The sequence below is a fragment of the Pseudomonas reactans genome (assembly GCF_013387025.1).
Taxonomy (GTDB): domain Bacteria; phylum Pseudomonadota; class Gammaproteobacteria; order Pseudomonadales; family Pseudomonadaceae; genus Aquipseudomonas; species Aquipseudomonas reactans.
In genome coordinates this window covers 281,113-293,218 of record NZ_JACAQP010000001.1, presented here as the reverse complement: position 1 = coordinate 293,218, position 12,106 = coordinate 281,113, and the positions used below count along the sequence as shown (strand labels likewise).

Here is a 12,106-nt window from a genome sequence, read left to right as displayed (position 1 = left end):
CGTGGCGGCGGCCCCCCAAATCCCTGTCGGATTACGGGCATACCGAGCCTAGGCGAGGTACCGAGTGTTGGGGCAAGAGCGCTTTGGTTACTTTCGCGCTTTTCGAAAGTAACCCGCCGTAAGGGCGGAACCAATAGCCGACGTTACCCAAATAACGGATATGTACACCACCAACCCCCCACCCCCACATGACAAGATGAACTCCCCTCAGGTTTACTACTCTCTGAGTATGCTTTCACCGGCTCCCCCGGGTCGGCTCATCTAGGTCACGGAATGAACAAATACACCCCCCACACCTGGGAACCCCACGAGCGCCCAAGCCTCCCAGGTTCACCGTCCACCCCGCTGCACCCCACGCACAAGCGTTGGCTGTTCGCGATGGTCGGCGTGCTGGTGGCAATCACCGGGGGCCTGGGTAACGCGCTGGTCATCGCCAACCTGCAATACCTGCAAGGCGCCCTCGGTGCGACCACCGCCGAAATGGCCTGGCTCCCCGCCGCCTACGTCATGACCAACGTCTGCATGAACCTGCTGCTGGTGAAGTTCCGCCAACAGTTCGGCCTGCGCGCCTTCACCGAAGTGTTCCTGGTGCTGTACGCGCTGGTCACCTTCGGCCACTTGTTCGTCAACGACCTCAGCTCGGCCATCGCCGTGCGCGCAGCCCATGGCATGGTCGGCGCGGCGCTGAGTTCGCTGGGCTTGTACTACATGATCCAGGCATTCCCGGCCAAATGGCGCTTAAAGGCGCTCGTGCTGGGCTTGGGCACCGCGCAACTGGCTTTACCCTTGGCACGCCTGTTCTCCGAAGACCTGCTGCAAATCGCCGAGTGGCGTGGCCTGTACCTGTTCGAGCTGGGCATGGCGTTGATCTGCCTGGGTTGCGTATTCCTGCTCAAACTGCCACCCGGCGACCGCTTCAAGACCTTTGAAAAACTCGACTTCCTCACCTTCGCCATCCTCGCCACCGGCGTCGCCTTGCTTTGCGCGGTGTTGTCCCTGGGCCGCATCGACTGGTGGCTGGAAGCGCCCTGGATCGGTATCGCCTCGGCCTGTTCCCTGGTGCTGATCATGGCCGGCCTGGCCATTGAGCATAACCGCGCCAACCCGATGCTGATGACCCGCTGGCTGGGCAGTGGCGTGATGATCCGCCTGGCGCTGGCGGTGATCCTGATTCGCATGGTGCTGTCGGAGCAGTCCACCGGCGCGGTGGGGTTCATGCAGATGTTGAACATGAGCTACCAGCAGATGCACACCCTGTACGTGGTGATGCTCGCCGGGGCGATTGCCGGGCTGGTGGCCAGTGCGTTGACCATCAACCCGGCGCACCTGTTGATGCCGCTGGTGATTTCCCTGGCGCTGATGGCCACCGGCTCGGTGATGGACAGTTTTTCCAGTAATCTCACCCGCCCACAGAACCTGTACATCAGCCAGTTCCTGCTAGGCTTCGGCGGCACGTTCTTCCTCGGCCCCACCATGGTGTTGGGCACCAAGAACGTGCTGACCAACCCGCGCAACCTGGTGAGTTTTTCGGTGATGTTCGGCATCTGCCAGAACCTCGGTGGCCTGATTGGCGCGGCGTTGCTGGGCACGTTCCAGATCGTGCGCGAGAAGTATCACTCCAGCATGATCGTCGAGCACCTGACCCTGCTCGACCCGCGTGTGGCCGCGCGGGTGCAGAGCGGCGGTTCGGCCTATGGCGGTATTGTCGCCGACCCCGAGCTGCGCAACCTGATGGGCATTCGCAGCCTGGCCACGGCGGCGACCCGTGAGGCGAACGTGATGGCCTACAACGATGTCTTCATGTTGATCGCGATCATCGCGATACTCACCATGATCTGGATCTTTATCCGCAGTCTGTGGCTGATGAGCACCACCCGAGCAGCAGCCACTCCCGTTCAACCCAGCGGCGCACCTTCATGACCGAACCTTCGACCACCACGACCACTGCCATCGCCTCCACCCCGGAAGGCAGCACGCCACCCGGCGCGGTGCCCACCGAGCTACGCCCGTTGCGGGTGCGGATCATCTCGTCCCTGGGCTTTGCCGCGATTGCCATCGTCGGCGTGCTGATTGTGCTGTACGCCTGGCAGTTGCCACCCTTCAGCAGCGCGGTGGAAACCACCGAAAATGCGCTGGTGCGCGGGCAGGTCACGATCATCGGGCCGCAGCTCAGCGGTTATGTGTTCGAAGTGCCGGTGCAGGATTTCCAGTACGTGAAGGCCGGCGACTTGCTGGTGCGCCTCGACGACCGCATCTACAAGCAGCGCCTGGACCAGGCGCTGGCGCAACTGGCGGTGCAGAAAGCGTCGTTGGCGAATGTGGTGCAACAGCGCAACAGCGCCGAAGCCACCATCAAGCTGCGCCAGGCCGCCTTGGTGGACAGCCAGGCGCAGGCGCGCAAGAGCACCGCCGATTTGCGCCGCAACGAAGAGCTGATCAGCGATGGCTCGGTGTCCAAGCGCGAGCTGGACGTAACCCGCGCCGCCAACGCACAGACCCTCGCCGCTGTAGCGCAAGCCCAGGCCAGCCTGGAAATCGCCCGCCAAGACCTGCAGACGGTGATCGTCAACCGTGGCTCCCTGGAGGCGGCCGTGGCCAGTGCCGAGGCGGCGGTGGAGTTGGCGCGTATCGACCTGTCCAACACCCGCATTACGGCGCCCCGCGATGGTCAGCTCGGGCAGATTGGTGTGCGGCTCGGGGCCTACGTCAACTCCGGCGCACAGTTGATGGCGCTGGTGCCGCCGCAGTTGTGGGTGATCGCCAATATGAAGGAAACCCAGATGGACAACGTGCAGGTCGGCCAGCCGGTGACTTTCACGGTGGACGCGCTGAACCACCGCAAATTTCGCGGCACGGTGCAGCATATTTCCCCGGCCACCGGCTCGGAATTCAGCCTGTTGCAGGCGGACAATGCCACCGGCAACTTCGTCAAGATCGCCCAGCGCGTGCCGGTGCGAATCATGGTGGACCCGGACCAGGCCGAGAGCGAGCGGTTGCGGCCTGGGTTGTCGGTGGTGGTCAGCATTGATACGGCGGGGCGATTAAAGAACAGCCCGCCCTGACACAGCCTCTCTGTAGGAGCCGGCTTGCCGGCGATAGCGTCCGAAAGTCTGGTGATGATTTTGAGAGCCCCATCGCCGGTAAGCCGGGCTCCTACAGGGGGCGGTATTTCAGGTTGAAAGTGAGGTGAGTTGACTGGCCTTGCTCCAACAGCTTCAGCCCAGGCCGCCCTGGCAGATGATGAGCATTCACCGGATGACTCACCGGTTCTATGCAAAAGAACCCCAGCCCCGGCGGGCAGTACAGCAGGAAGTAATCACTCCCCGTGGCCTGGCATTCCAGCGTGTAGCCCAGCTCTGGCTGCTCGATCAGGCAATGGCCGTCCCAGTCGCAAAAACCGTTGTCGACCAGGCCGTCAGGCAGGCTTTTCAACTGCTGGAAATCCCAAGCGGTGGGCACTGGCGCCAGCTCCGTTGGCAGCTTGGCGGCGTCGCTCATCCACACCTGTGACGCCTTGGCCTGCAACCGGGTACCCGCTGTGCGCGGCAGATAGGGATGTAATCCCAACCCGTGCCACGCGGGTTTGTCCGCCAGGTGGGTCACCCGCAACGTGATGCTCAGCTCACCGTTTTCCAGGCGAAACCGCTGCTCGGCGCGATAGGCGAACGGTGTGTCGCACGCCATTTCCAGGACCACTTCATCCGTCGCTTGGCTGACCACCTGCCACGCCTGTTGCCAGGCAGAGCCGTGAATCGGCAGCGGGTCGGTCAAGCTATTGGGCGTCAGCGCCAGCCAACCGTCGGGGTTGTCGAAACCCCCTTCGGCAATCCGGTTGGACCAGGGCGCCAAGGGATAGCAGCCCAGCTTGCCTGGCAATCCGGTGCTGATCGCGTGGGCATCGCTGGGCCGCAATAACGGCTGGCCGGTGGTGAGCACCGTCCAGTTGACGATGCTGCCTCCCGTGGCCGGCGCGAGGGTAAGGTGGGTCAGGTTGTCTTGCAGTTCAATCAGCATCAGAGCACCACGCTTGGCAGCCACAACGACAGCGCCGGAATGTAGGTCACGGCCATCAGTACCAGGAACAGCACGCCATAGAACGGCAGCAGCGCCTTTACGGTTTTCTCGATGCTGACCTTGCCCACCGCCGCCCCCACGAACAGCACCGCGCCCACCGGCGGCGTGATCAGGCCGATACCGAGGTTGACCAGCATGATCATGCCGAAGTGCACCGGATCGACGCCGATACCCAATACCACCGGCAGCAGGATCGGCGTGAGGATCAAGATCAGCGGTGCCATGTCCATCACCGTGCCGAGCAACAGCAGCATGGCGTTGATGCACATCAGGATCACGTAGCGGTTGTCCGACAGGGTCAGGAACATCGTGGTGATTTTTGCCGGGATCTGCATCAGGGTCATGATGTAGCCGAAGCTGGCAGCGAAGGCGATCAGGATCATCACGATGGAAATGGTCCGCACCGTGCGATGCATCAGCTTGGGCAACTCGCTCCATTTGTAGTCGCGGTAGATGAACATGGTCACGAAGAACGCCCACAGCACCGCAATCGCGGCGGACTCGGTAGCGGTGAAAATCCCCGAGAGGATGCCGCCCAGGATGATCACCATGGCCATCAGGCCCCAGAGCGCATCGGCGCAGATTTTCAGCGCCTGCTTGAGCGGAATCACTTCACCCTTGGGGTAATTGCGCTTTTTCGCGAAGATCAGGCACAGCACCATCAGGCACGCACTCATCAGCAAGCCCGGCACCACACCGGCCATGAACAACGAGGCAATCGACACCGTACCGCCGGCCGCGAGGGAATAGAGCACCGAGTTATGGCTGGGCGGGGTCAGCAGTGCCTGTACCGAACCACTGACGGTCACCGCGGTGGCGAATTCACGCGGGTAGCCACGGCGTTCCATTTCCGGGATGAGCACCGAGCCGACCGAGGCGGTGTCCGCCACCGACGAGCCGGAAATCGCGCCGAAAAACGTCGAGGCCATGATGTTTACCAACGACAGGCCGCCGCGCACGAAACCCACCAGCACCCCGGCAAACGCCACCAGCCGCCGCGACATGCCGCCCTCGGCCATGATCGCGCCAGCCAGCACAAAGAACGGAATCGCCATCAGCGAAAACTTGTTCACCCCACCGGCCACCTGGATCATCAGGGCCTGGAACGGGATGTCGATCCACCACGCGCCGATCAGTGCCGACAACCCCAGGGCATAGGCCACGGGCATGCCGATCAGGATCAAGGCGATAAAGCTGCCCAACAGAATCAATGCGTCCATATCAGGCAGCCCCTTCGCTTTCTTCAACCAGGTCGAAGCGCACGACCCGACGGTTGCTCTGGTCACCGAGCAAGAGTTTTTCCAGCACAAAAACCAGGGTCAGCAGCCCGCCAATCGGGATCGGCATGTAAGTGATGCCCACACGCAGGGTGGGGATGGCACTCATGAACTGGTTCCAGGTGGACAGGCACAGCTTGGTGCCCCAGATCGTCATGAACAGGCAGATGGTGCCCATCAGCAACTGTGAGACGACACCGATGATCTGGCGTTGGCGGGGCAGCAGGCGGTCGGTGATCATTGCTACCGACATATGCGCACCGGCGCGATAACTGGCAGCGGCGCCGATAAAGGTGAATACCAGCATCAGCAGGATGGCGGTAGGCTCCGGCCAACTCGAACCGGTGCCGAGGACGTAGCGGGCGAAGATGCCCCAGGGGATGATCAGCGCGACCCCCAGTACCGAGAGGCCGGCGACCCAGATGCAGGTCATGTAGATACGGTCGTTGATGCGCAGCATTAAATTCTTCATGGCGTTCACCGTAACCGGGCGCGTCGATGCCGACCGCGCCGGGCCTTGCTAGAGAAGGAGGGCGTTACTGAACGGCGTCGATACGCTGGATGATGTCGGCGTAGGCCGCACCGTACTTGGCGCGAACCGGCGCGGTGGCGTCATAGAAGGGTTTTTTGTCGACGGTGATGAACTCGACACCGGCGGCCTTGAGCTTGGTTTCACTGCTGGCGGACTTGGCGTCCCATAACACGCGCTCGTCAGCCTGGGCGGCCTTGGCGGCTTTTTTCACCATGTCCTGTTGCGCGGGGGTGAGTTTGTTCCAGGTGATTTTCGACATCACGATGGGCTCGGGCAAAATCAGGTGTTCGGTGAGGGTGTAGTACTTGGCGTTCTGGAAATGGTTGTGTTCCAAGAGGGTCGGCGGGTTGTTTTCTGCGCCGTCGATGACGCCGGTCTGCAGGGCACTGAAGATCTCGCCGGTGTCCATGGCGATGCCGTTGGCCCCCATTTCATTGAAGGCTTCGATGAACAAGGGGTTGCCTTGTACGCGGATTTTCATGCCTTTGAGGTCTTCGATCTTGCGCACCGGTTTCTTGGTGTAGAGGTTGCGCGTGCCGCCATCCATCCAGGCCAGGGCGACTAGGCCGAATTCGGAGTTGGTGATCTTGGCGAGGATCTCGTCGCCGATCTCGCCGTCGATGACCTTGCGCATATGCGCCTGGTCGCGGAATACGAACGGCAGGTTGAACACGTTCACGTCCGGCACCACCGGGCCGACGATCCCCAGGCTGACACGGGTCATCTGGATGGCACCGACTTGCGCCTGTTCGACCACTTCTTTCTCGGACCCGAGGACACCGCCGGGGAAGTACTTGAAGGTCAGCTCGCCGTTGCTTTCTTTGGTCAGGGCCTTGCCCATGTTCTCTTCGGCCACAACGGTGGGGTAGCCGGCGGGGTGGATGTCGGCGAATTTGATTTCCAGCGCGTGGGCGGCGCTGCTGAGGGTGAAAAGTGCAGCGGCGAGCAAGGTGCGTTTGAAGTCCATGGGGTTTCATTCCTGTCTTGTTATTGTTGTATTCAAGGCACAGCGATGCAGCTAGAGGGTGAAGGTCGGCTCCGGCAATCCGACAACGCCGGGGTTGAGGGCGAACACGCCGCCGGACAGTGACTGTTGACTCTGGTCATCGCGGATCGAGGTGACGAACAGGGTGTCCAGGCGACTGCCGCCAAAAGCGCACATGGTGGGTTTTTTCACTGGGACGGTGAGGGAGCGGTCGAGGCGACCGTCCGGGGTGAAGCGATGGATCAACCCGGCGTCGTTGGCACAGATCCAGTAGCAGCCATCGGCATCCACGGCGGCGCCGTCGGGGCGTCCGAGGTGCTTGTGCATGTCCACGAACACGCGGCGGTTGGACGGCGTGCCGGTGTCGATGTCGTAGTCGAAGGCCCAGATTTGCTGCACCAGCGGATGGGAATCGGAGGCATACATCGTGCGGCCGTCAGGGCTGAACGCCAGGCCGTTCAAGGTGATGAAACCGTCCAGCTGAGCATGGGGCGGCGCACCGGATGCGTAGCGATACAGGGTGCCTTCTGCCGCGTTCAAGCCCATGTCCAGCACCATGCTGCCGGCCCAGAAACGGCCCTGGCGATCACAGCGGCCGTCGTTCAGGCGCATGTCCTGGCGGGGGTGCTCAACAGCCGCCAGCGGCGTGGCATCCAGGCTGCCGTCGTTGTGCGGGGTGAGCTGGAAGAACCCGGTTTCCATGCCGGCGACCCAGTTGCCCGCCTCGGTGCGCGCGATGCAGGCAAGCATCTGCGGAGCGGTCCAGGCCGCCACGTGGCCGCTGGCGGCGCTCCAGCGTTGCAGGCCACCCTTGGGGATATCCACCCAGTACAAGGCGTTTTCCTCGGGGACCCACACCGGGCATTCGCCTACGGCATTGCGGGCGTCGACGATCAATTCAGCGGTCATGGTCAGTCCCCGAAAGGGCCGGCAGCGCAGAATGCCCCGCCCTGGTAGACCTTGGCCGGGTCATCGGCGGCCACGGGTGGCTGGGTTTCGACCTGGGCGCGGAACACTTCGGAGCTGTCTTTGGGCGCAAAGCCCAGGTGGGCGGCGTAGCGGTTGTCCCACCAGGTGTCGAGGTTATCCGACATGCCATAGACCACGGTGTGGCCGACGTTGGGGGTGTACAGCGCGCGCTCGAGCAACTGAGTCAGGTCGTCGAAGCTCAGCCAGGTGTGCATCATGCGGCGGTTCTGCGGTTCCGGGAACGACGAGCCGATGCGGATGCTGACGGTCTCGATGCCGTAGCGGTCAAAGTAGAAACTGGCCATGTCTTCGCCGTAGGATTTGGACAGTCCGTAGTAGCTGTCCGGGCGGCGAGGGGAGTGGGCGTCGAGGGTTTCACCTTGCTTGTAGAAGCCGATCACGTGGTTGGAACTGGCGAAAATCACGCGCTTCACACCGTGGCGGCGCGCGGCTTCATAGATATGGAAAATGCCGCTGATGTTTGCGCCGAGCACTTCTTCGAACGAGCGCTCCACCGAGACGCCGCCGAAGTGCAGGATGGCGTCGACGCCTTCTACCAAGTGGTGCACGGCCTGTTTGTCGGCGAGGTCGCAGGGTTGCACTTCTTCGCACGCGTCGGCAGCCGGGGCCATATTGGCGATGTCCGACAGCCGGAGTACCTGGGCGTAAGGACGCAGGCGCTCGCGCAAGACTTTACCCAGGCCGCCAGCCGCGCCGGTGAGCAGCAGGCGATTGAATGGAACGGGCGTGGTTGTGGTGGTGGTCATGAGGGTTCCATTGTTGTTGTAGGTTGTCGTATGACTATGTCGAAGTATCGTTATTGATTCCCCACGTTGTCAACGTCCTTCCGGTCAGGTGATGGCCAGAATGTGGGAGCGGGCTTGCTCGCGAATACGGTGTGTCAGTCGACTCATCCGGTGCTGATGTACCGCATTCGCGAGCAAGCCCGCTCCCACAGAGGTTGTGTGTCGACTACAAGTTTGCGCTGGGTCCAAAACCCTACAACAGTGAGATCGGGTAGCTGATGAACAGGCGATTTTCATCAAACTCGTTGTTGCTGAAATCCCGACGCATGGTCGAGTTGCGCCAGCGCACGTTCAGGTCCTTCAGCGCACCGCTTTGCACTGTGTAGGCCAGTTCCGACTCACGGCCCCATTCCTTGCCATCGGTGATCGCCCCGGTGTGCACGTTACTGCCGCTGATATAGCGGTTCATCATGGTCAGCCCTGGAATGCCCAGCACCACGAAGTTGAAGTCATGGCGCACCTGCCAGGATTTTTCCTTGGCGTTATCGTAGCTGGCGTTGTAGCTGTCGTTGGCCAAGGTGCCGCCGCTGGTGCCGTTGACGCGCATCCACACGCTGTCGCCGGTGAGTTTCTGCAAACCCACATAGAAGGTGTTGCCGTTGTATTTGGCCGAGATCAGGGCGAAGGCGGTCTTGTTGTCGAGGTCACCGGCCAGGGCGCTGCCGTCCTCCTTGCCGTTGAAGAAGCCGAGGTTGGCGCCCAGGGTCCAGTCGCCCACGGGCTGGCTGTGGGTCAGGTTGAAATATTGCTGCTGGTAGATGTCGGTGAGTTCGGCGTACCACATGCCGACTTGGGTACGTTTGTCGTTGAAGCTGTATTCGCCGCCGCCGAAGTTGAAACGGTCGGAGGTGAAGGCGGCTTTGCCGTTCATGAACATGTCTTCCATGCTCGCGTCATTACGCGGGCTGTTGCCGCGGAACTGGCCGCCGTAGAGGGTCAGGCCGGCGATCTCGTTGGACGTGACCTGGCCACCACGGAACGTCTGGGGCAGGGAGCGGCCGTCGTCGGAGCGCAGGATCGGCAGCACCGGCATCCATTCACCGACCTTCAATTCAGTCTTGGATAACTTGGTTTTCAGCGCCACGCCCAGGCGTCCGAAGTTGTCGGCGGGGCGGCCGTCGCTGTGGATCGGCAGCAACTGAGTACCGCCGGTGCCTTTGCCGCCATCGAGCTTTTGCGAATACAGGCCCAGCACATCAATGCCGAAACCCACGGTGCCTTGGGTGTAGCCGGACTTGGCGTCAAGAATGAAGTTCTGCGTCCACTCTTCGGCCTTGCCCTGGGGGTTGGTCGGGTTGGTGAAGTTGCGGTTGAAGTAGGCGTTGCGCAGGTTGAGCGTGGCCTTGGCATCGTCGACGAAGCCTTCGGCCGAAGCGGCGAGGGGCAGGGTAAAGGCCAGGCTGCCGAGACCGATAAAACCCAGGCGAACGGAGGAATTGCGGGCGAGTGAACTCACAGTGAAGCTCCCTTTCTTTTGTTGTTTTTATTATTTGTCATACGTTGTCGTACAACATTGAGTGGGATATTTGCGAGGTTTTCAAGAGCTGTCAAGCAGAAGTTATACGATGACTCAATGCAACTTGATTAAAAGCGGGCACGGTCAATGTGGGAGCTGGCTTGCCTGCGATGCAGACAACACGGTCTGGCAGGAACACCGCGGCGATGCCATCGCAGGCAAGCCAGCTCCCACATGGAATTGCATTTCAACCGCTTTTTTTAGCCAGCCATGACCATCGGCGGAAGGGTACCCAGCAGCGAAACGGCGGCCACCGCTGCAACACCCAGCAGCCACTCCAGCATTACGCTGGACTTCAAACTGCCCAGGCGTTGTTCACAGCGCTCGATACGCAGGCGGTTCAGCAGCGCCAACGCCAGCATGCCCAGCACCAGAAATACTTTGATCAACAGAATCAGCGCGAACCCGTTGAACAACGGCGTGGGCCAGAATTGCCCGGTCAGCACGCGCACGTTGATCAAGCCGGTCACCAGCAAACCGGCGACCAGCCCATAACCCACGCCGCTGAACCGCCGCAGGATCGGCTCCAGCGCCAAGGCTTGCGCTTGCCTGAGGATCAACACCAGCAACAGCAAGCCGCCGAGCCAGGCACCGACGCACACCAGATGCACCACTTGATTCAGGATCAGCAACTGGCCGCTGAGCCCATCGAGCATGGCGCCATGGCCCACCGGCGCCAAGGTCGCCAGCAGCAGCGCGATGACCGGCAAGCGCAGTGCCCGCCAGGGTTTGATCAGCAAGATCACCAGCGCCAGATTCAGCAGCAGGTGCCACACCCACACCTGGCCAAAGAAGGTCTTGCCCAGCACCAACTGCACGGTGGCCGGTTGCAGCGCCGCGTCCCAACTGCCTGCCATGCTGGCGGTGATCAACAGCAGCCAGGCCACGCCGGAGAACAATCCCAGCCAGGCCAACCCACGGGTGATGCGCTCAAGTTGCCGGTCCAGCGCCGGCTGCGCTTGCGCGCCGAGCAGCCAGGGCCTGAATGCACAGGCCCCGAACATCAGCAGCACGACGATGAAATGCAGGAAGCGGCACAGCACCAGCAGCGTCGCCATGGATTATTGGCCGACTTTGAAGCTGTATTCACCGTTGCTCTTATGAGTGTCGACCGAGACCGCGTTCCACACCACTTTGTAGTTGCCGGCCGCCAGGGGGGTGGCCGGGGTGACGACCAGGACTTTTTTGTCGGCGTCCGGTGTTTCCAGGCCCTTGATGGCGACTTCGGTGCCGTCCTTGCTCAGGGACACCTTGGTGAAGGTGGCCTCGACGCCTTCGCTGAAGGTCAGGCGCAGGTCTTTAGGCGCGGTGACGCTGCTGTCGGCCGCCGGTTCAGCGCTCTTGAGGTGCGCGTGGGCAAATGCAGCGGAGGCGCCCAGCAGCGAGGCAAGCAGGGCGACGGTGGTGAGGCTTTTCTTGATCAACATTGTTCAATACCTTCAGGGTCAGGGAGTCGGTAGAGCCATGTGCAGCAAGGGAAAGGGCTTGCCTTCGCCATCCAGCGGCGAGCGCGCGACCTGGATAAAACCATAATGCAGGTAGAAACCCACGGCCTGGGGGTTTTGTTCGTTCACGTCCACCGTGAGGGTAGCGTGACGGGCGCGGGCGTGGTCCAGCAACTGGCGGCCAATGCCCTGGCCACGGCGGTCGGGCTCGATGAACAGCATTTCCACGTTGTGTCCGCCGGTGCCGATAAAACCGGCGATGCCGTTCCGGTCTTCATACACCCACACCTCCAGTGCGGGCATGGGCAGGTAGGCATCGCGTACCAGGGGCAGCAGGCGTTGAATGTCATCCTCGGGGAGGAAGTCATGGGTGGCCCGCACCGAGCGCTCCCAGAGTGCGCCCAGCACGGGGTCGTCGGTGGCCACGCGGGGTCGAATAGTCATTGCGATGATCCTTCATAGGGACCGCGATCCTAACCAATCCCATTTCCAGGGGAAAGGT

12 protein-coding genes are annotated in these 12,106 nt (G+C 61.8%); 2 read left to right on the top strand and 10 right to left on the bottom strand.

The window, feature by feature from the left end:
• Positions 1–273: 273 nt before the first annotated feature.
• Together HX793_RS01320 and HX793_RS01315 are read left to right on the top strand one after the other, a co-directional pair.
• Entirely contained in the window at positions 274–1,920 is a 1,647-nt protein-coding gene (locus tag HX793_RS01320) for an MFS transporter (RefSeq protein WP_177094207.1), read from the top strand.
• Positions 1,917–3,062 (top strand): HlyD family secretion protein, encoded by a 1,146-nt coding sequence (locus HX793_RS01315; protein WP_177094209.1) that lies wholly within the window; start codon positions 1,917–1,919, stop codon positions 3,060–3,062. Before HX793_RS01320 ends, HX793_RS01315 begins: the two co-directional genes overlap by 4 nt.
• Before the next feature lie 91 nt (positions 3,063–3,153).
• On the opposite strand, the gene HX793_RS01310 is transcribed toward HX793_RS01315, so the two are convergent.
• The 10 genes from HX793_RS01310 to HX793_RS01265 all read right to left on the bottom strand — a co-directional run bounded on the left by HX793_RS01310 (position 3,154) and on the right by HX793_RS01265 (position 12,048).
• Positions 3,154–4,011 (bottom strand): aldose 1-epimerase, encoded by an 858-nt coding sequence (locus HX793_RS01310; protein WP_177094259.1) that lies wholly within the window; start codon positions 4,009–4,011, stop codon positions 3,154–3,156.
• Positions 4,012–4,013: 2 nt separating this feature from the next.
• Positions 4,014–5,294 (bottom strand): TRAP transporter large permease, encoded by a 1,281-nt coding sequence (locus HX793_RS01305; RefSeq protein ID WP_033902005.1) that lies wholly within the window; start codon positions 5,292–5,294, stop codon positions 4,014–4,016.
• 1 nt (position 5,295) lies between these two features.
• On the bottom strand, positions 5,296–5,823 hold the full coding sequence (locus HX793_RS01300) for a TRAP transporter small permease (protein WP_177050773.1): 528 nt from the start codon (positions 5,821–5,823) through the stop codon (positions 5,296–5,298).
• A gap of 64 nt (positions 5,824–5,887) precedes the next feature.
• The gene (locus tag HX793_RS01295) at positions 5,888–6,850 is read right to left on the bottom strand and encodes a TRAP transporter substrate-binding protein (protein ID WP_177050771.1); all 963 of its coding nucleotides are present in this window, start codon (positions 6,848–6,850) and stop codon (positions 5,888–5,890) included.
• 51 nt (positions 6,851–6,901) lie between these two features.
• Positions 6,902–7,777 carry an SMP-30/gluconolactonase/LRE family protein gene (locus tag HX793_RS01290; protein ID WP_177094211.1) on the bottom strand — a complete coding sequence of 292 codons (876 nt, stop codon included), beginning with the start codon at positions 7,775–7,777 and terminating at the stop codon, positions 6,902–6,904.
• A gap of 2 nt (positions 7,778–7,779) precedes the next feature.
• Entirely contained in the window at positions 7,780–8,604 is an 825-nt protein-coding gene (locus HX793_RS01285; RefSeq protein ID WP_028616954.1) for an NAD-dependent epimerase/dehydratase family protein, read from the bottom strand.
• Between the two features lie 232 nt (positions 8,605–8,836).
• Positions 8,837–10,099 carry an OprD family porin gene (locus HX793_RS01280; RefSeq protein ID WP_177094213.1) on the bottom strand — a complete coding sequence of 421 codons (1,263 nt, stop codon included), beginning with the start codon at positions 10,097–10,099 and terminating at the stop codon, positions 8,837–8,839.
• A 260-nt stretch (positions 10,100–10,359) separates the two neighbouring features.
• Positions 10,360–11,217 (bottom strand): copper homeostasis membrane protein CopD, encoded by an 858-nt coding sequence (gene copD, locus HX793_RS01275; RefSeq protein WP_177060640.1) that lies wholly within the window; start codon positions 11,215–11,217, stop codon positions 10,360–10,362.
• Positions 11,218–11,220: 3 nt separating this feature from the next.
• Positions 11,221–11,586 carry a copper homeostasis periplasmic binding protein CopC gene (gene copC, locus HX793_RS01270; RefSeq protein ID WP_177094215.1) on the bottom strand — a complete coding sequence of 122 codons (366 nt, stop codon included), beginning with the start codon at positions 11,584–11,586 and terminating at the stop codon, positions 11,221–11,223.
• An 18-nt stretch (positions 11,587–11,604) separates the two neighbouring features.
• Positions 11,605–12,048: a GNAT family N-acetyltransferase gene (locus HX793_RS01265; protein ID WP_016978000.1), complete on the bottom strand. Its 444-nt coding sequence runs from the start codon at positions 12,046–12,048 to the stop codon at positions 11,605–11,607.
• Between the last annotated feature and the right edge of the window lie 58 nt (positions 12,049–12,106).

What these genes read in the sequence shown, in the direction of transcription:
- copC (WP_177094215.1), bottom strand. Translation starts at nt 11,586, where the DNA reads ATGTTGATCAAGAAAAGCCTCACCACCGTCGCCCTGCTTGCCTCGCTG.
- copD (WP_177060640.1), bottom strand. Translation starts at nt 11,217, where the DNA reads ATGGCGACGCTGCTGGTGCTGTGCCGCTTCCTGCATTTCATCGTCGTG.
- HX793_RS01295 (WP_177050771.1), bottom strand. Translation starts at nt 6,850, where the DNA reads ATGGACTTCAAACGCACCTTGCTCGCCGCTGCACTTTTCACCCTCAGC.
- HX793_RS01305 (WP_033902005.1), bottom strand. Translation starts at nt 5,294, where the DNA reads ATGGACGCATTGATTCTGTTGGGCAGCTTTATCGCCTTGATCCTGATC.
- HX793_RS01300 (WP_177050773.1), bottom strand. Translation starts at nt 5,823, where the DNA reads ATGAAGAATTTAATGCTGCGCATCAACGACCGTATCTACATGACCTGC.
- HX793_RS01320 (WP_177094207.1), top strand. Translation starts at nt 274, where the DNA reads ATGAACAAATACACCCCCCACACCTGGGAACCCCACGAGCGCCCAAGC.
- HX793_RS01285 (WP_028616954.1), bottom strand. Translation starts at nt 8,604, where the DNA reads ATGACCACCACCACAACCACGCCCGTTCCATTCAATCGCCTGCTGCTC.
- HX793_RS01290 (WP_177094211.1), bottom strand. Translation starts at nt 7,777, where the DNA reads ATGACCGCTGAATTGATCGTCGACGCCCGCAATGCCGTAGGCGAATGC.
- HX793_RS01265 (WP_016978000.1), bottom strand. Translation starts at nt 12,048, where the DNA reads ATGACTATTCGACCCCGCGTGGCCACCGACGACCCCGTGCTGGGCGCA.
- HX793_RS01315 (WP_177094209.1), top strand. Translation starts at nt 1,917, where the DNA reads ATGACCGAACCTTCGACCACCACGACCACTGCCATCGCCTCCACCCCG.